The following is a 23,370-nucleotide window of genomic DNA, read 5'->3' on the forward strand; positions in this document are numbered from 1 at the left end:
TTATTTTAGAGCATTCTCAAACGCGGCTTTTGATTTTATAAATTTAATTCTTGATTTAACTTCTGGGAAATGTTTAGCAATTTCTTCTGGGTCAGCAGTATGATAACTTCTCAAATTATTACCCTGTAAAATTTCAAAATAATAGGATGAACCATCTAAAACAGAGATTCTGTTATGTGGAAAATTTGCAACAATAAAAACAGTATCATTTTTAGCATAATTCGCTACAACAGTTTGTGGCTTTAAATATTGCATATTAATTGAATCATTACTCAAAGTCCAAAAGTTTTGGCTTTCTAATTCTCCCATTAATTTCTTTGCCTTTATTTTATTCAAAGAAGATTTTTTTATTGTTTGTTTTGAAGGATTATTATCAGGATAAGTTAGTAATATCTTCTTCCAAGAATTGTTTTTGTAAGCTAATATTTCGATATAATTCGTGTTCCCAATCCTCCACCCACTAAAAGTCCTAAAGGCAATCAATAAATCATATTTGTTATGGAAAGTTTTATAAACCAATGAGCTGTTTTTAAATTCATCAGCAACATTTGATTTAATTATAGGGATTTGAGCCTTAACAAAACCTAGAGAAAAGAATAAAACTATAATTAGTAAATGCTTTCTCACTTTGCAATAGTCTTAAACCCATTGATAATTTTCAGGTCTTCATAATCATACATCGAAATAAATACGATTACCTTTTCTTCAACATTTTTGTCATTTCTAAAGGTGATTTCATATTTATCTAATAAAGCCGTGCCCATAAGTCCGTACTTAGATTTATAAGCACAACAACTTCCTACTCTATTATAGGTTACAGGTTTGCCTTGCGCATCTCTCAATAGATTTAAATAGGCTCTTTGGTTACCTGGACCGCCACTAGGCCCATTTCCAACCTTAATTGGATCTTTTTCAGAGTACCCATATTTTTTGTCTTCGGCAGTTTTGTTTAAGGTAAGAATAGAAAAATAATTGCTAGGCTTAGGTTTGCCAATGTCATCAACTTTACGTTGTGCATCTTTAGCGCCTTTTATTAAAGCTTTTCTGTAATCGGCCGATGCTAAATCTGTCTTATCAAGCATTTCATTAACTAATCCTCTATTGTAATAAGCCTCGGCATAATTAGAGTCTATCTTTAAGGCTAAATCATAATCTGCTATAGCGCCTAAATAATCGGTTAAATTTTTCTTAGCGGTTCCTCTGCTTAAATAAGCTTGTTTGTTATTCGAATTAAGTATTAAGGATTCTTCGTAATCCTTAATTGCGCCTTCGTAGTTATAAAGGAATGATTTCATGATACCTCTATTATACCATACCACAAAATCCGACTTGTCTAGGTCTAAAGATTTATTCAACAATATAATCGCTTCTTCTAACTTTCCGGCATACGCCTGTTTCATTCCATCATCGTAATATGATTTTGCATTTTGGGCATAAGAAGTATTTAATAAAATTATAGATAAGAGTGTAAGTAGAACCTTTTTCATGATGTTAATTTAGGTGGAGAAATTGTTGTTTTTAATACTGATGAAAAACATGTAATTTTTCCATGATCTAATTGCTTTCTATAGCCGAAACTTTTTCTCTATATAGTTCAATGGGTCCATCTAGTAAAACAGCAATAACAGTTACATCTTTATCTAATCTATCCTTTGGAATGTCTATGTAAATAATTCCAGGTACTTTACTCCAATACAATTTGTTATAAACTGCGTGTTCTAGCATTGTACCTTCTCCAATAATCCTAATTCTATTGATTTGATTTTTTAATCCTTTAATGGCAATTTGGCCATTTGGTTTACCTTCTACAAAAAGATATAAAGTTTGCAAATCTTTAGATAGCGCTGTTCTTCCATCAAAATGACCTTCGGGGATACCTTTTTCTGTTTGATATAAGGCTTCCGCATTTTTAACTACCCAGTTTTTAACTTGTTGGTCAATTGGGTTAACGTTTGGTTTAAAGTTTAAGCCATCGCTTTCTAAATTGCTATCTTTAAAAGGGTTTAAGCCATAGTTAACAGCTGAAGCTATTTTTTTAATCTTAAAATTAGCGGGTTCATTAGTTTTGGTAAGTGCGTCACTAAAACTAAGAACAGGTACATCTAGATTTGCGAGTTTTACTGGGCTTTTAAGTTTAATACGAATTACCGTAACATCCTTATCATAAGCCAGCTCAGGAATTTGGATTAAATAACTAGTATTATTTACTGCGATATAACTTATTTTGCCAGTATAACCCATTACTGAAACCTGCTCAATTGGTGTTTCAATATTTTTCAATAAAATGCCATTATTGTCCTTATAATCTAAATAGAGGTAAAGTATTTTTTCATCTTTAGACAAAGTTGTTTTCCCATTAAAAAAGCCATTTGGTAAACCTGCTTTTGTGTTGTAAATAGCTTCTGCATGTTTGTTTGTCCACCTACCTAAACCTTTTAGGATATTTTGTTGTTCAATCGGAATTGTGCCATCGGCTTTTGGACCAATATCTAACAATAAATTACCGCCCATACTTATACAATCTACCAAAGTTCTAATAATCATGTTGGCCGATTTATATTTTTTGTCGTAAGGTTGGTAACCCCAGGAATCATTCATTGTATAACACAATTCCCAATAAGGACTGGCAGGCTTTACAATTGGTACGCCTTGCTCAGGTGTTTCATAATCTCCATGTGCATCTAATCTGGCATTGATAATTACATTTGGATTATGGCTTTGTAGTAGTTGGCGTACTTTATCACTTTGCCACTCGGCAGATGAATGCTCCCAATCCCCATCAAACCACATTAAATCTGGTTTAAATTTGGTTGATAATTCAGCTAATTGGGTTTGGAAATAATTCTGGAAAATAGCCCAACGCTTTGGTTCTTCATTTAATTTATAACGCTTTTTATCTCTTGTAAAACCATCATAATCACGGTAACTCCAATCTGGTAACGAATAATACAAGCCAGTTTTTAATCCATATTTTTTTAAGGAGCTAACAAAAGGTGCAACTAAATCTCGTTTAGCGGCGCTACTATTTAATGTGGTAGTAGCATTTGGTGCTTTCGAATCCCATAATGAAATACCATCATGGTGTTTTGTTGTGATAACTGCATATTTGGCTCCACTTTCTTTAATCAATTGTACCCACTGGTCGGGGTTATATTTTGAGGCATTAAAACCTTTCAATTGTTTCATATAGGCATCATGGTTAAGGTAGTTATTGTAAAACGACCATGATTCAGAAATTCCGTTTACCGAATAAACTCCCCAATGTATAAAAATGCCAAGTTTTGCATCTGCAAACCATTCCATCTTTTTTACTGGTGAGTTGGTTTGTGCAATTATATTAAAAGAGCTACACAAAATGAGCAATAGGATAGTTAATTTTTTATGCATAAATAGGAGTTGTGATTCTCAAATATAGGCCTTTGCGAATAATTTTTAGATCATAATGAATTAGATATACCTAATGCTCTAAAACTTGATAATAGAAAATAAAAATATGAGATGTAAAAAAAGCCATCTATTTTTAATAGATGGCTTAAAAATTTTATGTTAAAATACTGTACTAAAAACTTTCAAAACTTCAATTAGCTTAATATTTTACGTCAAACTTACCCTCTGTTAATCTTATTAAGGTAGTTGTGTTAGAATTTTGGAGCTTTACAACGCCTTCAAAAGTACCAATTATACCGTCAGCCGTGATATCAGTAACAATAATTTTTCCACTTATTGAATCATAAGGAGTATTAGCATCTGGGTTGTAATATATATGAGCACCCGCGGTTAGAGGAGCTGTAACATCATAAGTTCCTGGCCCTTTAAAGTCAGATATTCCTAAGGTAAATGTTTTGTTTCCTGTTATACCAATAATGTTAATTGTTGCTAAGCCACCACTAACAATCTGACACTCTAAAAATGTTGTATTAACGCCATCCATTTTAACACTTATGGTCGAATCGTCATTATCCTGATCCAAAACCAAATCAGTCTCTAGGTTAATAACAAATTGTCCTTCAGTAATATTTTTAACTGCGCCATCAATATTAACCGCCTTGAAAGCAAAAGTGCCAATGATGACTTTACTGTTATATGTTGTTATTTTAATAGTTCCCGATTCGGCAAAATAGCTGTTATCCGATTCATCATTATAAGCAGCACTCGATGACATATCAGCAGCATTGTAAGTGCCTACACCTTTTATATCTTCCCATATAAAACCAAATGCCTGAGAATTTTTAAAACCGGTAATTTGTAGTGTTTTTTGTCCAGTCCATTTTTGCGCATTCACCAAATCACACACTACCAAAACCCCGTCAACTTTTGCACTCATTTTAGTAGTGTTCGAGGTGGGCTTAGTTCCACCAGGACCAGAGCCTTCAACAAATACAATGTCTTTTTGGCAAGCATTTAAGCCAACAGTCATCAATATTAAAAGCAATAAAAGCGATTTAATGTTTTTCATGGGGTGTAAATTTGTACTAAGCTAATAAATTTCTCCAGCTCACTTTGCCTTCAATAATTGTATGTAATTCTTTAATCTCAATTCGTTGTTGCTCCATTGTATCGCGATGACGAATAGTAACCGTATTGTCTTCTAAAGTTTGGTGATCAACTGTTACACAGAAAGGTGTTCCAATTGCATCCATACGGCGATAACGTTTACCAATGGCATCTTTCTCTTCATAAACACAGTTGAAATCAAATTTCAAATGATCCATTATTTCACGAGCTTTTTCTGGTAAGCCATCTTTTTTTGTTAATGGGAAAATTGCCACTTTTATTGGTGCTAAGGCAGGATGTAAACGCAATAACGTTCTGCTGTCTTGTCTTTCTGGTGTACTTAAATCTTCTTCTTCAAATGCATTAATCATCGTTAACAAGAACATTCTATCTAAACCGATTGATGTTTCGATAACATAAGGAACGTAATTACCGTAAGGTTTACCTTCTTCATTTAAGTCATTATCAAAATATTGCATTTTCTTGCCAGAAAACTCTTGATGTTGCGTTAAATCGAAATCAGTTCTACTGTGTATACCTTCAACTTCTTTAAAGCCGAATGGGAATTCGAATTCAATATCAGTTGCTGCATTAGCGTAATGCGCTAATTTAACATGGTCATGAAAACGATATTTTTCTGGGGCAGTACCCAAAGCTTGGTGCCATTTTAAACGAGCTTCTTTCCAATAAGCAAACCATTTTTTGTCTTCACCTGGGCGAACGAAAAATTGCATTTCCATTTGCTCAAACTCACGCATACGCATGATAAACTGACGAGCTATTACTTCGTTTCTAAAAGCCTTACCAATTTGTGCAATCCCGAAAGGAATTTTCATTCTTCCAGATTTTTGCACATTTAAAAAGTTAACAAAAATGCCTTGCGCAGTCTCCGGACGAAGATAAACTTCATCACTTCCTTCTGCCATTGCACCAAATTGTGTGCTAAACATCAAGTTAAACTGACGAACATCAGTCCAATTTTTTGTCCCACTAACCGGACAAGCAATTTCGTGTTCTTCAATTAAAACCTTTAAACGAGGCAAATCTTCGGCTGTTAGCGCAGCATCCATGTCAGCTTGCAATTTTGCAGCTTTTTCAGTTTTGCCATCTTTCTCGTAACGAGCAATTTTGTCTTCTAACAACTGATCAGCACGGTAACGTTTTTTAGAATCTTTATTGTCAATCATTGGGTCGTTAAAACCATCAACGTGACCACTCGCTTTCCATACTTTCGGGTGCATGAAAATTGCAGAATCAATTCCCACAATGTTTTCGTGCATCTGCACCATTGCTTTCCACCAGTAAGTTTTAATGTTGTTTTTTAGTTCGGCACCTAGTTGTCCGTAATCGTAAACGGCACTTAAACCGTCATATATTTCGCTGCTTTGAAATACAAAACCATATTCCTTAGCGTGTGATATTACATTTTTAAATTGTTCGTCGTTTGTTTTAGCCATAGTGGCGCAAAGATAATATTTAAAGATGAAAGACTAAAGCTAAAAGACTAAAGCTTAATTCTTATGCAAAACAGCTTATATTTTCTTAAATGCCTTATATGGTGATTTTTAGTTGAAAAGCAAAACCAGTGAAAGAAACCGAAATCAGTCCCGCCCTCGCTTCAATCTTTTGTCCTTCGATTTCGCTCAGGATGACAAAAGGATTTCCGCTAAGTCGCCTGCCTGCCGGACAGGCAGGGGTTTAGAGAACAGAAACCTCTGCTACTAGCTAGGTCTAAGTACTTAGCCAACAATTTAACAATCCAGCAATTTAGCAATCCAAACCCCATCTTCCATTTTACCTCTTACATCTTCCATCTTTTTCCTATTTTTGAACACAATGAGCATTAAAGTAAAAAACCTTTCCAAACATTTCGGTCTACAAAAAGCAGTTGATTCTATTAGTTTTGAAGCTAAGCCAGGTAAAATATTAGGGTTTTTAGGTCCAAACGGAGCAGGTAAGTCTACTACCATGAAAATGCTTACAGCTTATATGTTGCCAACATCCGGTGATGCCGAAATATGTGGCAAAAGTATTTTAACGGATGAAATTGAAGTTAAAAGATCTATAGGCTATTTGCCAGAAAACACGCCACTTTATAATGACATGTACATTCGTGAGTTTTTAAGTTTTGTCGGAGAAACTTATGGTATCGACAATTTGTCGCATCGAGTAGAAGATGTGATTAAACAAGTTGGCTTAACGCCAGAACAGCATAAAAAAATCGGAATGCTCTCAAAAGGTTACAAACAACGTGTTGGTTTAGCACAGGCAATAATACATGATCCAAAAGTTTTAATTTTAGATGAGCCAACTTCTGGATTAGATCCCAATCAATTAACTGACATAAGGGCTTTAATAAAGAATTTAGGTAAAGACAAAACTGTCATTATTTCTACCCACATCATGCAAGAGGTAGAAGCAATCTGCGATGAAGTAATAATCATTAATAAAGGAAAGATTGTAGCAAATGACACTATATCAGGACTTAAACATCAGCATAAAGAAATTTCGTTAGAAGAAATTTTTAGAAAATTAACTAATTGATAAACAAATAATTGTATTTTTATTCTTAAAAGTTGTCAAATTCATGACTAACGATGGTAACTATTGGCTTAGTTGTTGCGTCTTATTGAAATTAATTAACAAATATAAATTACAAAAAAACACGATGAAAAAATTATTATTATCATTAGCTCTTGTTGCAGGTTTAGGCCTTGCAGCTAACGCACAAACAGAAGGTGCAGTTAAAAAATTAAGTATCGGTGCAGAGTTTGGTATTCCAACTGAAGGATCTAACGAATTACTAGTTGGTGGTTCTTTACAGTTTGAACAACCAATCGCAAAATCATTAAATTTCACACTATCAGCTGGATACATTGCTGATATGATTACTGGCGATGCAAAAGATGTTTTGAAAGCATTGGGAGCCAAAACTAGCTACGGATTTATTCCATTAAAAGCTGGTGCTAAATATTATTTTGGTGGCAACTTTTATGCAGCTGGTGAAGTAGGTGCTGCAATAAGTACAGTTGATGGTATTGGTACTTCATTTGCATATGCTCCAACACTAGGCGCATCTTTTTCAGTTGCTGACAAATCTAGCTTAGATTTTGGTGTACGTTATGAGAACTGGTCAAAAGCTTCTTCTGGCTTTATTGGCTTACGTGCTGCTTATGCATTCGGATTGTAGAAATAAATCAACAACCAAAAAAGTCTCGATAATTTAATTTGTCGAGACTTTTTTATTTAAACTAAATTGATAGTTTTGTAATAAGGTAATCAAACAAAAAAACATGAAGAAATTATTATTATCATTAACATTAGTTGTAGGCCTAGGTGCTGCAGCTTTAGCACAATCACCAGTAAAATTTGGAGTAAAGGCAGGTTTAGCATTGCCTAACATGTCTATCTCTGCAGGTGGCATCTCTGTAGCATTCGATTCAAGAACATCATTTTATGTAGGCGGTACAGCAGATTTTTCTATTTCTAATACACTTTCGGTTCAGCCAGGTTTAACCTTTATAAGCAAAGGAACCAAGTTTAGTGGAGATGATTTCGATTTTGGAGATATATCAACAGGTTCAACTTCTGCGACCTTGAATTTCTCTTATGTTGAAATCCCAGTTAATTTATTAGCAAATTTTAAAGTAGGTGCTGGTAAGGTTTTCTTTGGAGGAGGTCCTTATTATGCTTTTGCAGTTGATGCTTACGGAAAATCTGGAGGCGTTAAAGAAGATGTAGATTTTGATGAGGATGGATTTAAACGTGGAGATTTTGGCGTTAATTTTTTAGGTGGCTTCCAATTTTACAAAGGTTTAAATGTACACGCTGGTTACGGTTTAGGAATTAGCAGTGTTATTGATGATCAAGAAGAAGTTGATGTTAAATTCAAAAATAAAGTTTTTACTGTAGGTTTAGGCTTTACTTTTTAACTATAAAACCTTTTAATTAAAAGTCTCAACATAATTGTTGAGACTTTTTTGTTTTAGGAGATATTGCATAACTTCGGCATCATTAACCGTCTTGCATGTACGCAGTATTTAAACGAGAATTATTTAGCTTTTTAAATTCACTAATGGCTTATATCACCATTGGTGTTTTTTTGTTGGCTTGCGCATTATTACTTTGGTTTTTTCCAGACACCTCTATTTTAGATTATGGTTATGCAGAAATGAACGGTTTCTTTAATCTTGTTCCATTTTTGTTCATATTCCTAATTCCGGCAATTACCATGCGCTCTTTTGCAGAAGAAAGAAGGGAAGGAACTTATGTGCTTTTAGCTACTAGGCCATTAAGCGATTTACAAATAATTTTAGCTAAATACTTTGCGTGTGTAGTGCTATTGCTTTTTGCCTTAATACCAACATTAATTTATTATTACAGCATCTATCAATTAGGACTACCGAAGGGAAATGTAGATGCTGGAGCTGTTATTGGTTCTTATTTAGGCTTATTTCTGTTAGGAAATGCTTTTATCTCAATTGGAATTTTTGCTTCGTCAATTACCAAAAATCAAGTTATTGCTTTTGCCGTAGCCGTTTTTTTGTGCTTTTTTGCTTATAGCGGATTTGCTTCTTTAAGCAAGGTGTTTGAGTTAAGTTCGTTAGAAACTATTCTAGTTAATTTAGGGATTAATGAACACTATCAATCTATTAGTAGAGGTGTTTTAGATACTAGGGATTTAATCTATTTTATCACTTTTGTTTCTGTGTTTTTTGGATTAACTAAGCTCGTGATAGGAGGTAGGAAATGGTAAATAAAGCTGAAAGACCAAAGTCTAAAAACCAAAGATCAAGGAAGGTTAGTTTTATGAGGTTGCTGGGTTTTTTAATCATATTGATTTTAATAAATGTAATTGCCCAACATTTCCATACTCGTTTCGATTTTACCAAAGAAAAGCGCTACACCTTAAATCAGAAAACCAAAGATGTTTTAGGGAAGACACAGAAAGACATTGTCATCACTGTGTTTTTAGATGGCGAAATTCCTGCAGCTTTTAAACGATTGCAAAATGCCACGAAAGATTTGCTAAGTGATTATAAGGCCTATTCAAACGCCAATGTGAAAATTATTTTTGAAGATCCTTTGAAAGATGTGCCGGCAAATGAACAAGATACCGTCATCAATAAATACTTAGGTATTGGAATAAAACCTATCGCCATTAATCTTAAAAATGACGCTGGAATAACGCAGAAATTAATCTTTCCAATGGCTTTGATAGAAAGTGGAGATGTTCAAATTCCAGTTAACTTATTGCAAAAAACGGGTGGTGCAGCAACAGATTATGAAGAAAACATAACCAGCTCTATTCAGAATTTAGAATACGCATTTACGTCAGCCCTTAAAAGATTAATGACTGGTGTTAGTCCGAAAATTGGATTTACAGAAGGCCATGGTGAACCATCAAATGTTTATCTGTACGATGCCATTACCTCTTTATCACAACAATATTATGTGGGTAGGGTAGATTTAAAATTGATGACCAAACAAGGATTAGACGATTTAAATGTGCTCATTATCGAAAAGCCACAACAAGCTTTAACTGAAGTGGAGAAATATAAAATTAACTACTTTGTCATGAAGGGTGGCAAAGTTGTTTGGGCAATTGACCAAGTTAATGCAGAATTAGATAGCTTAGAAAAAAGACCGCAAGAAATGGCTTTTAACAGGCAACTCAATCTTGATGATATGCTTTTTGAGTATGGCGCTCGCATCAATTACAATTTAATAACTGATGTAAACTGTGCCATGATTCCGTTTGCAACAGGTAATGCTGGTCAGCAAGCACAAATTGACACAGCACCTTGGTTATATTATCCAGTTTTTATGCCAGATACAACCAGCAATGTTGTTAAAAATATAGATGGTATTAAAAGTCAGTTTGCAAGTACTGTTGATACGATTGGTGTGCCAAATGTGAGAAAGAAAATTATTCTTCAAACATCACCTTTTAACAAGATTTTCGAAACACCTAAAATGCTTTCGTTGCAAATGTTGGCAGTTCAACCTTCTCAGGCAGAATATACAAGTGTGCCAAAACCTGCTGCGGTTTTATTAGAGGGAAGTTTTAAATCTGTGTTTTTAAATCGGCCAGTGCCAGAAGGTATAACTGAAAATTATAATGTTCCTGCCAAAAGTAAACCCACAAAAATGATTGTGATTGGTGATGGCGATGTATTCTTAAATCAAGTAAGTAAGACAGATAAGACGCCTTTTCCGTTGGGATTTGACAGATATACGCAACAGAATTATGGAAATAAGGCGTTGTTATTAAATATCGCAGATTATTTTACGGATGATGATAATTTAATCGCCCTGCGTAATAAAGAAATTAAGGTTAGATTACTGGATAGGACACGTTTACGTGCTGAAAAAACGAAATGGCAGCTGATAAATTCAGTTGCACCTTTGTTATTGTTAATATGTTTCGCAATTTTTCAACATTATTACCGTAAGCATAAGTATGCAAAGTAATTTTTATATTTTTGAGCAAGACTAAAATACAACTATGAGATTTATAGTATCAACTTCAACGTTATTAAAACATTTACAAACCGTTAATGGTGCATCTAGCAGCAGTACAGTTTTGCCAATTTTAGAAAATTTCTTGTTCGAAATTAAAGAAGGGAACTTAACTATTTCGGCTACCGACTTACAAACTAGTATGACAACCTCCTTGGCTGTAGAGTCTAAAGAAGAGGGTAAAGTTGCCGTTCCATCTAGAATATTATTAGATACCTTAAAAACATTACCAGATCAGCCAATATCATTTAATATTGATGATAGTACCTTTTCAATTGAAATTAGTGCTGGTGATGGAAAATATAAATTAAGCGGAGAAAATGGAGATGATTTTCCAAAAATTCCTGTTGTAGAAAATGCATCATCTGTAAATTTACCTGCTTCGGTATTAACAGAAGCCATTACAAAAACCATTTTTGCAGTTAGTAACGATGAGTTAAGACCAGCAATGACAGGTGTTTATTGCCAGCTTTCTCCTCAGCATATCACTTTTGTAGCTACTGATGCTCATAAATTGGTGCGTTATCGCAGAATGGACAGCAAAGCTGATAAAGCTTCTTCGTTTATTTTGCCTAAAAAAGCATTAACATTATTAAAAGCTGCTTTACCAAGTACAGATGTTAATGTTTCTGTTGATTATAACGCAACAAGTGCTTTCTTTAAATTTGAAAATATCAACTTAGTTTGTCGTTTAATTGATGAACGTTATCCAGATTACGAAGCAGTAATTCCTGCTAACAATCCTAATAAATTGGTAATTGATAGAGCCTTATTCTTAAATACTTTACGTAGGGTTGTAATTTTCGCTAATAAAACTACACATCAAGTGCGATTGAAAATTAACGGAAGCGAATTAAATATCTCTTCTGAAGATTTAGATTTTGCTAACGAAGCTCACGAACGTTTAAGTTGCCAATATGAAGGTGAAGATTTAGAAATTGGATTTAACGCTCGTTTCTTAATTGAAATGTTGAGCAACTTAAGTGGCGAAGAAGTTACCTTAGAATTATCAACTCCAAACCGTGCAGGTTTGTTAATTCCACAAACCAATGATGAGAACGAGGATGTTTTAATGTTGGTAATGCCGGTTATGTTGAATAATAGCTACTAATGAGTTTGGAAATCAAAAAGATGTCATCCTGAGCTTAGTCGAAGGAATCTTTTTGGTTTTTGTCAATGAGTCTTCAACTACGCTCAGACTGACATTAACTCAAAAAAATTAAACTTAATTTAACAAGAATGGCTTGGTTTTTGACCAAGCCATTCTTGCTATAAGCCATTACTAACCCTCTTCTTATGAAAACAGCGCTACTTTCTTCAAATCAAAGAAATTCTTATTTATTCTTAGCTTTTTTTGTAGTAATGATGTGTCTAGTTTCTTGTAAAAAGGACGAAACCATCAGCAAGAAAGAAGTGAAAGGGGAGGCGAAAGTTAGAATGGTAAATGCTTCACATACTTCTACATCAGTTGATTTTTATTTAGACAATACAAAAGTTAACTCAACAGCATTGGCTTTTGGAGAAGGGAGTGAATACGTTAAGGTAGAATCTGGTACCAAGGCTTCAAAAGTTCAAAATAATGGTGTGGATGAGGCGGAGTCAGAAGTGATTTTTGTGCCAACTATTTCTTATACCTCATTTTATTTAGAGGATAGAACAAACAAAGGCTCGGTATTAACATTAGAAGATAATCTTGGAACAACAGAATCTGGGAAAGCGAGAATAAGATTTATAAACACAAGCCCATATTTTACCAATGCTATTAATGTAAATTTAACAGGAGCCATATTATTGGTTAACTCTTTACCATTTGCAGAGGCTTCTGGCTACTTTTCAGTAGATCCAGATGCAGATTTAAGGATTTCTGTTTTAGGAACTGGGACAGTTAAAGTGGTGCCGACAGCTCAAATTGAAGCTGGCAAAATTTATACTTTTTGGTTTAGTGGAAGTTCTAATGCCAACCTCACTATCAATAAAATTACTTACAATTAACATCATATTTTTAAAATTGCTGTGGTTGTCAATCCATATTCCTATTTTTGAGGCAAAATTATAAAACTTGGAATTCTTCGACTTACTAGTACATTTAATAACTAACACAAAAGATACATTAGAGCAAATAATGCAGGACTATAAAACCTGGACGTATCTTATCTTATTCATCATTATTTTCGCAGAAACTGGATTTGTGGTTACTCCATTTTTACCTGGAGATTCAATGCTATTTGCAGTTGGAGCCTTAGTTGCTGGAAATGGAACTGGCTTAAATATCTGGTTCATGCTGGTTATCTTAATCGCTGCTGCCATTTTAGGAAATTCAGTAAATTATCATTTAGGCAAGTATTTTGGAATTCGGGTTTTTAAGGAAAACAATAAAATTCTTAAGCTGAAATATTATCATCAATCTCACGAATATTTTGAGAAACATGGCGCAAAAGCAATCGTATTTAGTCGCTTTTTGCCAATAGTAAGAACAATTGCCCCTTTTGTTGCCGGAGCTGCTAGAATGTCATTTGGTAAGTTTACCTATTACAACGTTGTGGGCGGTGTTGCTTGGATAACTAGCTTGTTATTTGCAGGTTTTTTATTAGGTAAAATTCCGTTTGTTGAGGACAACTTTGAGATTTTAGTGTTAATCATAGCAGTAGGAACCTTTGTTCCCGTGGTTTATGGTGCATTAAAATCATTATTCTCAAAAAAACCAGTTGAAAAGCAGATTGAAGAAGAGTTAACGGAAGAGAAGTAGAAATAGAGTCGTCATCGACCGCTGGGAGATATCTGTTATTGTATGCTCATTTTGGTTTTTAACTAACAGATTTCTCAATCGCGAAAGGCTCATTTCGAAATGACGAATCTTTTTAATTTTTTATCGGTTGGTGTCTCACCGACCGAAACTTATACCAAATTAGGGCAACCGCAAGGGATTGCCCCTACGAAACCCTAAATCAATTCTCCCTTCCAATAATCTTTCCTTCTTGATACTTTTTCTCCTGTTGTTCTGACCATTTCTTTTCTTCAGGATCGGGTTCTAGTTTAATCAGATTTTTTAATTCTGGTTGACCAGCATCAACCCAAGCAGAAAACCAAAAAGAACCAATGGTGATAATTGCAGACCGCATTTGTTTTTCTACCATTCCATTCATTTTATCTTGATAAGCCTTGGTATAAGCCACTGAATATTGTTTCATTACCACATTGCTTCGTTCAGAGAAACTATATTTTTGGTCGGAAGGAAAAGATTTATTAAGCTCTGCCTCGAATAACAAAACACTATCTAATAAACTGTGAGAATGTTTAACAACCGCCCAGGCTGCTTTTAAAGGATTTTCAATATAAGTTGCTTTACCTACCAAAAAATTATAATTGCCAGCAAATAGCTCTGGAATTCTGCTTTCCCAAAAAGCGTGAATGCCAACTTGATTGGTTAGCTGACCGTTATGGTTATTTGTGGTGTGTAAAGGAACATGGGCATCACCAATATAATGCCCAAGCTCTGCAGAATACTTTAATATTTTAAGTGAATCGTGGGTTTTAAAAGCCTTTACTAAGCTATAATAAGTGCGTTGAATTTGCCAAGGTACAATGCCACTTTCGTTCAATTTCTTTTGTCCGTATTTAGCTAAGGCGTCATTGAATTTTTCGGGAATGCTATCTATGTTTTCTTCGTAATTTTCTACATCTAAATAATGCCTTGGTGCTTCGAGCGTATCGATGTATCGACGTTTATCTGGGTCTACAGCGTGTTCGGTAATGTATTTATGGCCTGTTTTGTAGAAATTAATCATTTCTGCAGGCAAAGTGAATATGGCGAGTTGATTAATCCGCCGATGCGCAAAAAAGCCCCAAGAAGTACACAATAGAAAAGGGATGATTAACAAGGTTAAAATTGTTAATCTTTTCATAAAATGAAGATAGAGAAAAATGATAAGAATTAGGAAGCATTATCCAATCCTTACCATTTTTAAATCAATTATTTATTATTTTCCTTAATCATTAAAAAATTAGCAACCCATTGAAAGCCAATAAAGCCAACTGCGAAAATCACACTCAATAAGTTAAATAGTACACCCGTTAAGAAAGCAACTACTATAGCTAAAACCCCTAAAATTGCCATTACAATGGCGTAAATGAGGAATGCGTTTTTGTATTTTGATGGAGAAAACATTAAGCTAAAAGGTAGCATCATTGCAAAGCCAAAAAAAGTGAGGCTTAAAAATTTATCTTCTTTGAAAAGGAAATAAAGCAAAACCCCTACAAGAAAAATACCCGCACTAGCAGCTACAAAATTTGAACTAGCTTTTTCATTCTTATCAAGTAATAAATTGCCATAAGTATTAAATCTTAAGAACAAATTGCCAATCGGGTTCATTATCCAAGTAGAAAATGCCACCAATGATAGTGCAATGATGATTGGGGTGAGATATGGTTGCAATGCTTCATTGCTGTTTGCCAATGCCCTTAATAACTTTATGCCGGCATAAAACCCTATGATGAAAACCCACTGGTATTTTGCCGTCATGTTACTCATCCAAAATGAATACTGGAGAAAAAGCTTGTAAATTGGATTGCTGGCTTTTAGAGCCTCCAACATGCCTGCTTGAGCATAATGAAAATTTGGGTCGTTTTTTAATGATTCCTTAAAATGAACTAATGCTTTTTTGTGATTCCCCTTTTCTAATAAACCCCAACCATAATTTGCATGAGTATACGCATTGTTAGGATCTTCCCTTAAAGCACCTTCAATCGTTTCGAAAGATTCTTCAGCTTTATCTAGCTTTAATAAGGCCGAACTTCTAGTATTTAGTCCTAATATGTTTTCAGCATCAATTTCTAAAGCTTTATTGGCAAAGTCTAAAGCTTCCTTGTATTGTTTGCGAGATAACTTGAGATTGGCTAATAGTGCAAAATAATCAGCATCATAGGGATCTAATTCGATGGATTGTTTAATGTTTTCTTCTGCCTTATCATAATCATCTTGTTGAATTGCAATTCTTGCTTTGATATAGAACAAATGAGGATGATCAGGAGCTAAGCCAATGGCGTTTTCAATTAGCTTGTTGGCGATATCAAATTTGTCTTGTTGCAAATTTACCTCCGCCAATAATGCCAAAAAATGAACATTATTAGAGTCTTCAGAGAGTAAATTCTTTAATATCTTTTCTGCTTCTGCAAATTTATTTTGTTGAATTAGAATTTCTACTTTTAGTAGCAAGTTATCATTCATTATTTTTTAATCTTTAGATAGGTTAAAATGTCATCATATAAACCTGCATCATTTGCGAACATGGCAAAATTCTTAGCAGTCATGAACCATTCTTGTGTACTTGCTTTATGTTTCTTTATTGCATTTTGTAAATCGCTTGTGTCTATTGGCTTAGGGATGCCATCAATGAAAGAGGCCTCTAGCTTAAGTTCTATTGCAATGTCGATAATGGCATCAATATCAGCTCCTGAGAAATTTTCTATTTTCCTTGAAAGACTAGCATAATCGATATTTGTTGTTGGTTTATTTTGGAGTTTTAGCCTTAATATAGATTCCCTCGAAGCCTCATCAGGTGGTGGAACAAAAACTATCCTATCAAATCTTCCAGGCCTTCTAAATGCTGGGTCTAAATTCCAAGGCGTATTTGTGGCGCCAAGAATTAATACGCCATCATTGTTGTTGTCAATTCCGTCTAGCTCCTGTAAAAATTGATTAATCAAATGTCTTCCACTTGATTGTTTCATGTCACTTCTGCTTGCACCAAGGGCATCAATTTCATCGATAAATAAAACACAAGGTGTGTTTTGCCTAGCTAATTCAAAAACTTCATGAAGATTTTTTTCACTGTTTCCAATCCACATATCCAAAATATCATTTAAACCTACGCTTATGAATTTTGCATTTACCTGACCAGCCGTCGCCTTTGCTATAAATGTTTTGCCACAGCCTGGAGGACCATATAATAAAATACCTCCGCCTGTTTTCTTGCCATACGCTTTATAAAGTTCTGGATGTAATAGGGGTTTGATTATTTTTAATTCGATTTCTTTTTTAACAGTTTCCATTCCACCAACATCACTAAAATTAATGGTTGGCTTTTGTAAAAACCGATTGTCTATTTCTTCATCAACTACTTCTGCCTCGTTGTGACCTTTTATCCTTAACTGGCTATCCAATTCTTCGTCAAAATGATTTGGGTTAATAGCTAAAGCCTTTTTGTAAGTTTCAATTGCTTTACTAACAGCATTTTCTTTTAGCAGCGCTTTAGCATATAATGTTAAGATATTTACATCGGTGGTTCCTTTTTCAATTACTTCTTCTAAGATTACGTTACACGCAGAATAACTGCCTTTTCTAAAGAAGGTAGTAGCCAAGCCAAACTTAACCTTGTTATTGTTAGAGGTTTTTAAAAGCATAGTATATTCAGCTTCTGCCTCTTCAAGTCTATTTAAATCTAGTAAAGTCTCAGCAAGTAAAAGTCTTAAAGGCGTATTTTCAGGTGAATGTTTTAGGGCGTCTCTTAAACTATCAATTGTATTATCATTCATATTGCTGTTTTAAAAAAATGAATATAGGGAAAAGATTAAAATCTCTCTGATGATTATTCTTTTCTATTGCGAATTTTACCCTAGGTCTCCCCAATTTTTTATGAGCGAAGGGAAAGTAATAGATAGAAATATAATTGATAAGTGTTGGAAATTAAATCCTTTCTGCCCAGTGCAATTCATTAGGCAATTCTATATTAGAAAATTCAATATGAATTACCCTTCTTTTATTGTTGTTTGTGGTTTTGGATGAGCTATGTAACAATAAGGGTTTCATTATCATTATACCACCTTTTTCTACTTTACAAATGGTCTCTCTTTCAATTGTCCAATCAATGGTTGCTGCTCTGTAAATTCCTTTTAAATGAGATTTTGGAATAATTTTCAATGCACCGTTATTTTCATCAGTATCATCCAAATGGATACGGATGGTAAAGTTATCATGCAAAATTTCGATTGGTGGTTGAACGGCAAATTGATTTTGTTTAACTGTCCACGGTCCAAAATTCTCTAACTCAACTTTTTTGTCGACAGAAATGGTTAAATCTTGATGATAAGCCACAAACCAGTTAGACTGTTCTGGTTTATCGAAATAAATAGATTTAACCACGAAATAGTTATCGCCAAATGTAGACTGAATTATAGCTTTTAATTTTTCATTAAAGATTAAATCATGAACAGCTGGAACTTCTTTTAGAAATTGCCTAATGGCAAATAAATCTGCAGATTTTCTGAATGTGTCTTTCGAAGTATCTACTTGATTAATCGCTTTTAAAATCTGTTCAATTTCATCATCATTATAGATGTTTGGAATGATGGAGAAGCCTTGGGTGGAAATTTGATTATTCATTTAATTACCTACAAATCGATTAAATGATTGCCAGTATTTGTCTTTGTAGATATCAAAGGTGATGACAAATCTATCCTCGTAATTGAACATTATTTCTTCTGCTATTTTAGATGGCTTTCTAAAATCTTTGCAAGCAAAGTAAATAATTCGAAGGCTGTTAGCAGTTTCTCTACCGATATTCAAATAGCCATCCGAATCTTTAAGTTGATTTAATAAATCTTCTTCTAGTTCATTTAGTTTTCCTAAATAAACATCATTAGGTAATCCATTTTCGTCCCCTAAAAATTTAACTTCAATTGCCAAAATCCAAGGATGTGAGGCTTTGGTATCCCAGTTTAGTAAATCGGTATTAATTACGGCTACAAGAGGTTTACCACCTTCAATTTGGGCTTCTAACATGGAATAGTTATCATTTTCAGTGTTGTGCCTAGTTCCATTGTATTTTTCTACAAATTCCTTTTCTCTCCAAATTAGAAAATCTTTTAACTTTTCTATTGGGATAAGTTCCTTTTCTACTTTGTCTTTACCAATAACATTGATGTGATCGATAGTGGTTGCAAAATTTAATTCACCAAGAAAATTATCTAAAAAGATATAAGTTCCATTTGTAACTACATCTTTATTTTTTTCATTCAAATCTTTATGAATAACCGTAATATCTATTTCATCTGGAAAATTGCTGTCTTCAGTATAATAAAAACTTAACTCATCCTTTGAGAATTTATAATCTGCCATTTTTATGACTACATCTTCAATGCCTAAAGCAGGTTTTAAAGCAGTAAATTTCCAACCCTCAATAAGAGGTGCAGCACCAACTAATTCTTCAACAAAAACAATGTTTTTTATGGCGCCATCTGCTGTTAAAACTAATTCTGCAGTGCTATCATTCATCATTCCAGTTAAAAAGAAATAACCATCTCTTAGTTCATTTAATTTTGGCGAGAGCTTATTGAAAAAATCTTTTTCAACATCTCCATTTCCTTTTAATACTTTGAAAAAGGCTTTTTCATTTTTCTGGAACCAGTTCCAGAAATCGTTGTAATTGTTTATTGGTTCTTCTTTTGTGTTGAATATTTTTTTTAGGAAGCTCATTGAATTGTAATGTATAGTGGTAAAATTTTGATTTATTGGCGTTTTACCAGAACTGTATTTGCTTTTGTAATTTGACCTAAGTTAATTAAACCTGATTGCAGTGAAAACCAAATCCTTCTATTTGGTTGTAACGAAAAGCAGGGCTTCTATTGCTAAGAATTACTGACATTGTTTTTCTAAAAAATTAAAAATGTGATTGCTTTGTTCCTTGCAATGACGCATTTTAAGATTTCGCTTAAAGATTAAGAACCCTAATTCTTCAACATTTTATAAGCAAAGAAACCCAATAAGCTGATAATTAACCCCATTAAACACCAGAGCCATAACTTGTTTTCAAATAAAGGTTTTTCAACTTTAGGAGCTGCAAATGCTGGATTGATTTTCTCTTCTCCAACAGTTATAACAGTCATCCCCATTGGGATTTTATTCTCGAAATTCTTTAACTCATAACTTGGTGCAACTGCATCTTTTTTGTCATAATAAAGCGCATAATTATAATCTGTTTTTTCGAAACGAGCCATTAATTCATAAACAGGGCCTTTTACTGCAATTGAATTTAAGCGTAAAGGTTTATTATCGTTGTTTTCTATGGTAATTCTTAACCTAGAGACCAATGTGCTTTTGAAACGAAATTCTGGAATTTCTAAAGAACTTAAGGTGCCTTCATATAAAGGAGCGTAATTATATTGAATGCCTTTATCGGTCTTAAAGCTATCTGTGGCGAACTCAATTTTAAACGTTCTGTAAAAATCGAAATCGCTCTGTACATTTAACTTTAAATAAGATAATGGAACAATATCACCCAAGTTAACATCAACTATAGTTTGCTTGTTTTTGGCATCATTTTGTAATTGATATCCTAAAAACGGAATGTCTTTGTCAATTCCTTTTAGCGTGTCAGTTTTTAGAATTTTAGCTGCATTTAGCTCTGGCTGTTCATTGGCTTTTATGCAAATTCTAAAATAGGTGTACTTTGCATCAGCGAAATTCAATTGTGTAAATTGGTAATCGGTGTTGTTATTTTTGATAGATAGAATACGATAATCCTTTAAAACTGTAAACCATTCAGTATTGTTGTTACTACCTTCTAAAGTCACTTTCCAATCGAAATTTGCCTGCTTAAACGAAAGCCTAATTTGGTTTAAAGTAGCAGCAGCTGATGCCTGAAAGGTGTAATAATAGCCATTTTGGTTATGCGTTTGATTGATGATATTAAAAGATGTTTCTCGTTCAGTAACCTGATTGGCGCTTTGTTCTAAAATGTAAGGCACTTCGATGGTGTCTTTACCTTTTATGCCATAAATCCTTAAATCTTCCAATCCAGCATTAGCCTTTTTGAAAACCTGGTTGGGGACTTGCAAACTATGCCAATTGGTTGTTATACCTTTTAAATCCCTTTGGTATTGGTACTGATTTGTTTGCGCTTTTAAACCTAAAGCACCAAGTATAAATATTGCCGTCAGTTTAATTTTCTGCTTTAACATCATCGTTAATTTTAAGTTTGTATTTGTTATAAAGGAATGAAATGATGAGTAGGAGTATGCCAAGCGATACAAAAACAATGGTTTTAGAAATGGTGTCTAAAGATGAAATGTCGTAGAAGAATAGCTTGATTAACGTAATGGCAAATAAGGCGATAGCTCCAATTCGCAAATACTTTTTGTTTTTCCATAAACCCATCCCAATTAGGAACAAAGCATAAACTCCCCATAAAATACTTAAGCCTAACTTGTAGCCAGTGCTTAAACCGTTCAATTCTAAAATATGTAAAAGCTCACTGCTTAGTACCCAAAGTATGGCGATGTACAACAGATAATCGAACGCCGTTTTAAACTTGACCTTGAATATTTCAGATTTACTTAATTGGTAACAACTGGTAATCAGCAATGCGAAAAATACCAATGAAATATACCTGATGCTAATATTCATTGTACCACTTACAAAGTATTTATTGTCTTGTAAAATATATGCTTCCCTCAATTCGCTTAAAACATATAATCCTTGGGTAAGGAAAGCTAAAATGGTTAATACGTTTAATACGGCATTGGTAACCGCTAATTCTTTGCTTTTTATTTTGCTAATGTTTAGGTAAGTTAAAATACTGGCGAATAGTAGTGTGTAGATGTAAACACAAGCTGTTTTAAACAAAGGATAGTTGTAATTATAGGCGAAGTCGTAGTCTTCTTTTGAATTTAGTTTTAAATCAACTTTAGTGTACTGATATAAATTCTCGAAATAGTTGGCAATCTCTTTTCTGAAGGTATAGTAAACAACTACAATTAAAATACTGGGAATAATATAACTCAGTATCTCCCTTAACCCGTTGCTTTTTCCATCTTCGGCCTTTGGTTTTCTGTTAACGAAGAACATAGCCGAAAACGCTGCTATAAATATGCAAGCACTTAAAAAACCAACGTTAAAAAATGGCTTAGTCGGTACGTAATCATAGATATAATCAAACTCACTTGAGGTTAGCGACCAATCTTGTAGTAAACTTATAAACGCTAAAAATATCAAGGGGAAAGAAAGTTTTTCATAGATAGCGATGTTTTTCATCCTGCCTAAGTAGAACAATATTGAAGCCTCAACAACCCAGAAAATAGTTACCCAATTACCACTCAATTGTACAGGAACGGCCATCGTGATAAACGTAATTACCATTGCCAATATAAAATAGAACAGATTTTTGTCGGCAAGTTTTCTCTTGTAAATAATTAAACTTACCACAAAGTGGATGATGGCATTGCCTAAAGTAAATAAGCCTAATAACTCGCTACCATTTGGAGATTCATTTAAGGCATAATAGCCGATGCCATAGAAAATGAAAGAGTTCAATAATAGAATAATTACATCGGTAATGTTAAACTGCTCTTTTCTAACCACTTTGTAAGCCAGGTTGGTTACGTAAAATGTGATAAAGAAAATACCCGAAAATAGGAGGGTTACTTTGGCATAACTTAAACCATCGCTCAACGGAATTCGCCAAGCCAAAAAGATGAGCCAGGTAATGCCGAACGATAGATAAAATAAAGGCTTCCAATGTTTTTTAAAGGCTAAAACCAAAATGCCAAGGTTGATGATGGCCATATAAGAAAAGAGAATAATCACTTTGCCAGAACCATCGCTTAGCAAAAATGGAACGGCATAAGCGCCCACCATCCCGATATGGGCAATAACTTGTTGGTTGTATTTAATGGCAGCCACGATCGTAAATGAGGTGAAAATCACCATTAATACAAAAGCCATTGTTTGCGGAATGAGCTGGTAATAGCCATAAGCAGCATAGGTAATGAAATACATAATGGCTATGGAACCGCTCAATAAAACCGCACTAAAACTTTCGTATTTTGCTTTTAGCTTTATCGCAAAACCCATCAATCCAACACCAACTAAATAGCCTAAAATAATTCGAGTTAGCGGACTAATCAATCCTTTATCTATAGCTAGTTTTGCACCAATGGCAACACCGATGACTAATATTAAAATCCCGATTTTGCTGATTAGATTTTCACCAATGAATTTCTCGAAATCAGATTTACCGATGTTTTCTCTTTTAAATTTATCGGTAAAACTTGGCTGTTTAAATTGAGGCTGTGGCTTAGCCTGAAAAGGAGGAGGAGTGGTTATAGGTGCAGAAATTACAGGAATAGGTTTAATTTCTTCAACAGGCTTAGGTTGATATTCGCTTTGAGGAATTGCTAGTGATGAGCCACCTTGTAATTGCCTTATTTCTTCCCTTAAAATATTTATTTCTGTTCCAAAATCTTGTTGCCTGATGGAAAGATTTTCCAGCTTTATTAACAGTAAGTTTAATTTTTCGTCCTTATTATCCATTCAGTTAAATTTTCCTAGTTATTTGATGAATATAAGCATTTTGCTCAATT

The 23,370-nt window shown here is 33.9% G+C and carries 20 protein-coding genes; 8 read left to right on the forward strand and 12 right to left on the reverse strand.

Annotated elements, in window-relative coordinates; translation table 11 throughout:
- From R2Q59_RS01600 to R2Q59_RS01620, 5 genes are all read right to left on the reverse strand, one after another.
- Entirely contained in the window at positions 1-627 is a 627-nt protein-coding gene (locus tag R2Q59_RS01600; protein WP_316783111.1) for a hypothetical protein, read from the reverse strand.
- Positions 624-1,487: a tetratricopeptide repeat protein gene (locus R2Q59_RS01605; RefSeq protein WP_316783114.1), complete on the reverse strand. Its 864-nt coding sequence runs from the start codon at positions 1,485-1,487 to the stop codon at positions 624-626. The genes R2Q59_RS01600 and R2Q59_RS01605 overlap by 4 nt, the downstream gene beginning before the upstream one ends.
- Positions 1,488-1,554: 67 nt before the next feature.
- A complete protein-coding gene (locus R2Q59_RS01610) occupies positions 1,555-3,387 on the reverse strand; it encodes an alpha-L-fucosidase (RefSeq protein ID WP_316783117.1) in 1,833 nt (610 codons plus the stop codon).
- Between the two features lie 199 nt (positions 3,388-3,586).
- A complete protein-coding gene (locus R2Q59_RS01615; protein WP_316765276.1) occupies positions 3,587-4,456 on the reverse strand; it encodes a hypothetical protein in 870 nt (289 codons plus the stop codon).
- Positions 4,457-4,472: 16 nt separating this feature from the next.
- Positions 4,473-5,951 (reverse strand): glycine--tRNA ligase, encoded by a 1,479-nt coding sequence (locus R2Q59_RS01620; RefSeq protein ID WP_316765277.1) that lies wholly within the window; start codon positions 5,949-5,951, stop codon positions 4,473-4,475.
- A 379-nt stretch (positions 5,952-6,330) separates the two neighbouring features.
- Here R2Q59_RS01620 and R2Q59_RS01625 point away from each other — a divergent pair, with 379 nt between their 5' ends.
- The 8 genes from R2Q59_RS01625 to R2Q59_RS01660 all read left to right on the forward strand — a co-directional run bounded on the left by R2Q59_RS01625 (position 6,331) and on the right by R2Q59_RS01660 (position 13,762).
- The gene (locus R2Q59_RS01625; protein WP_316783119.1) at positions 6,331-7,038 is read left to right on the forward strand and encodes an ATP-binding cassette domain-containing protein; all 708 of its coding nucleotides are present in this window, start codon (positions 6,331-6,333) and stop codon (positions 7,036-7,038) included.
- Between the two features lie 124 nt (positions 7,039-7,162).
- The gene (locus R2Q59_RS01630; protein ID WP_316783122.1) at positions 7,163-7,684 is read left to right on the forward strand and encodes a hypothetical protein; all 522 of its coding nucleotides are present in this window, start codon (positions 7,163-7,165) and stop codon (positions 7,682-7,684) included.
- A gap of 103 nt (positions 7,685-7,787) precedes the next feature.
- Entirely contained in the window at positions 7,788-8,426 is a 639-nt protein-coding gene (locus tag R2Q59_RS01635; protein WP_316783124.1) for a porin family protein, read from the forward strand.
- 95 nt (positions 8,427-8,521) lie between these two features.
- Positions 8,522-9,250 (forward strand): gliding motility-associated ABC transporter permease subunit GldF, encoded by a 729-nt coding sequence (gene gldF / locus R2Q59_RS01640; protein WP_316765282.1) that lies wholly within the window; start codon positions 8,522-8,524, stop codon positions 9,248-9,250.
- 53 nt (positions 9,251-9,303) lie between these two features.
- Complete coding sequence (gene gldG, locus R2Q59_RS01645) at positions 9,304-10,968, forward strand: gliding motility-associated ABC transporter substrate-binding protein GldG (protein WP_316783126.1); 1,665 nt, start codon at positions 9,304-9,306, stop codon at positions 10,966-10,968.
- Positions 10,969-11,002: 34 nt separating this feature from the next.
- Positions 11,003-12,127: a DNA polymerase III subunit beta gene (dnaN, locus tag R2Q59_RS01650; protein ID WP_316765284.1), complete on the forward strand. Its 1,125-nt coding sequence runs from the start codon at positions 11,003-11,005 to the stop codon at positions 12,125-12,127.
- A 185-nt stretch (positions 12,128-12,312) separates the two neighbouring features.
- The gene (locus tag R2Q59_RS01655; protein ID WP_316783128.1) at positions 12,313-13,008 is read left to right on the forward strand and encodes a DUF4397 domain-containing protein; all 696 of its coding nucleotides are present in this window, start codon (positions 12,313-12,315) and stop codon (positions 13,006-13,008) included.
- Positions 13,009-13,138: 130 nt separating this feature from the next.
- Positions 13,139-13,762, forward strand: coding sequence for a VTT domain-containing protein (locus R2Q59_RS01660; RefSeq protein ID WP_316783131.1), 624 nt, complete (start codon positions 13,139-13,141; stop codon positions 13,760-13,762).
- Between the two features lie 199 nt (positions 13,763-13,961).
- Here the strand turns inward: R2Q59_RS01660 and R2Q59_RS01665 are convergent, their stop codons facing one another.
- The 7 genes from R2Q59_RS01665 to R2Q59_RS01695 form a co-directional block, all read right to left on the reverse strand.
- Positions 13,962-14,918, reverse strand: a complete 957-nt coding sequence (locus tag R2Q59_RS01665) for a zinc dependent phospholipase C family protein (RefSeq protein ID WP_316783134.1) — start codon at positions 14,916-14,918, stop codon at positions 13,962-13,964.
- A 68-nt stretch (positions 14,919-14,986) separates the two neighbouring features.
- Entirely contained in the window at positions 14,987-16,240 is a 1,254-nt protein-coding gene (locus R2Q59_RS01670) for a tetratricopeptide repeat protein (protein WP_316765288.1), read from the reverse strand.
- The gene (locus R2Q59_RS01675; protein ID WP_316765289.1) at positions 16,240-17,547 is read right to left on the reverse strand and encodes an AAA family ATPase; all 1,308 of its coding nucleotides are present in this window, start codon (positions 17,545-17,547) and stop codon (positions 16,240-16,242) included. The genes R2Q59_RS01670 and R2Q59_RS01675 overlap by 1 nt, the downstream gene beginning before the upstream one ends.
- Positions 17,548-17,698: 151 nt before the next feature.
- Entirely contained in the window at positions 17,699-18,394 is a 696-nt protein-coding gene (locus tag R2Q59_RS01680) for a phytanoyl-CoA dioxygenase family protein (RefSeq protein WP_316783136.1), read from the reverse strand.
- Positions 18,395-19,486, reverse strand: a complete 1,092-nt coding sequence (locus R2Q59_RS01685; protein WP_316783139.1) for a DUF695 domain-containing protein — start codon at positions 19,484-19,486, stop codon at positions 18,395-18,397.
- 251 nt (positions 19,487-19,737) lie between these two features.
- A complete protein-coding gene (locus tag R2Q59_RS01690) occupies positions 19,738-20,970 on the reverse strand; it encodes a hypothetical protein (RefSeq protein WP_316783142.1) in 1,233 nt (410 codons plus the stop codon).
- Positions 20,951-23,320: a DUF2339 domain-containing protein gene (locus R2Q59_RS01695; RefSeq protein ID WP_316783145.1), complete on the reverse strand. Its 2,370-nt coding sequence runs from the start codon at positions 23,318-23,320 to the stop codon at positions 20,951-20,953. The genes R2Q59_RS01690 and R2Q59_RS01695 overlap by 20 nt, the downstream gene beginning before the upstream one ends.
- Positions 23,321-23,370 lie beyond the last annotated feature (50 nt).

It is taken from the genome of Pedobacter frigiditerrae, assembly GCF_032678705.1.
GTDB classification, from domain to species: domain Bacteria; phylum Bacteroidota; class Bacteroidia; order Sphingobacteriales; family Sphingobacteriaceae; genus Pedobacter; species Pedobacter frigiditerrae_A.

Excerpts from the sequence above, each read along its gene's own strand:
- R2Q59_RS01610 (WP_316783117.1), bottom strand. The coding sequence starts at position 3,387 with ATGCATAAAAAATTAACTATCCTATTGCTCATTTTGTGTAGCTCTTTT.
- R2Q59_RS01620 (WP_316765277.1), bottom strand. The coding sequence starts at position 5,951 with ATGGCTAAAACAAACGACGAACAATTTAAAAATGTAATATCACACGCT.
- R2Q59_RS01670 (WP_316765288.1), bottom strand. The coding sequence starts at position 16,240 with ATGAATGATAACTTGCTACTAAAAGTAGAAATTCTAATTCAACAAAAT.
- R2Q59_RS01675 (WP_316765289.1), bottom strand. The coding sequence starts at position 17,547 with ATGAATGATAATACAATTGATAGTTTAAGAGACGCCCTAAAACATTCA.
- R2Q59_RS01660 (WP_316783131.1), top strand. The coding sequence starts at position 13,139 with ATGCAGGACTATAAAACCTGGACGTATCTTATCTTATTCATCATTATT.
- gldF (WP_316765282.1), top strand. The coding sequence starts at position 8,522 with ATGTACGCAGTATTTAAACGAGAATTATTTAGCTTTTTAAATTCACTA.
- R2Q59_RS01630 (WP_316783122.1), top strand. The coding sequence starts at position 7,163 with ATGAAAAAATTATTATTATCATTAGCTCTTGTTGCAGGTTTAGGCCTT.
- R2Q59_RS01635 (WP_316783124.1), top strand. The coding sequence starts at position 7,788 with ATGAAGAAATTATTATTATCATTAACATTAGTTGTAGGCCTAGGTGCT.
- R2Q59_RS01605 (WP_316783114.1), bottom strand. The coding sequence starts at position 1,487 with ATGAAAAAGGTTCTACTTACACTCTTATCTATAATTTTATTAAATACT.
- R2Q59_RS01655 (WP_316783128.1), top strand. The coding sequence starts at position 12,313 with ATGAAAACAGCGCTACTTTCTTCAAATCAAAGAAATTCTTATTTATTC.
- dnaN (WP_316765284.1), top strand. The coding sequence starts at position 11,003 with ATGAGATTTATAGTATCAACTTCAACGTTATTAAAACATTTACAAACC.
- R2Q59_RS01685 (WP_316783139.1), bottom strand. The coding sequence starts at position 19,486 with ATGAGCTTCCTAAAAAAAATATTCAACACAAAAGAAGAACCAATAAAC.
- R2Q59_RS01680 (WP_316783136.1), bottom strand. The coding sequence starts at position 18,394 with ATGAATAATCAAATTTCCACCCAAGGCTTCTCCATCATTCCAAACATC.
- R2Q59_RS01665 (WP_316783134.1), bottom strand. The coding sequence starts at position 14,918 with ATGAAAAGATTAACAATTTTAACCTTGTTAATCATCCCTTTTCTATTG.
- R2Q59_RS01615 (WP_316765276.1), bottom strand. The coding sequence starts at position 4,456 with ATGAAAAACATTAAATCGCTTTTATTGCTTTTAATATTGATGACTGTT.
- gldG (WP_316783126.1), top strand. The coding sequence starts at position 9,304 with ATGAGGTTGCTGGGTTTTTTAATCATATTGATTTTAATAAATGTAATT.
- R2Q59_RS01625 (WP_316783119.1), top strand. The coding sequence starts at position 6,331 with ATGAGCATTAAAGTAAAAAACCTTTCCAAACATTTCGGTCTACAAAAA.
- R2Q59_RS01690 (WP_316783142.1), bottom strand. The coding sequence starts at position 20,970 with ATGTTAAAGCAGAAAATTAAACTGACGGCAATATTTATACTTGGTGCT.
- R2Q59_RS01695 (WP_316783145.1), bottom strand. The coding sequence starts at position 23,320 with ATGGATAATAAGGACGAAAAATTAAACTTACTGTTAATAAAGCTGGAA.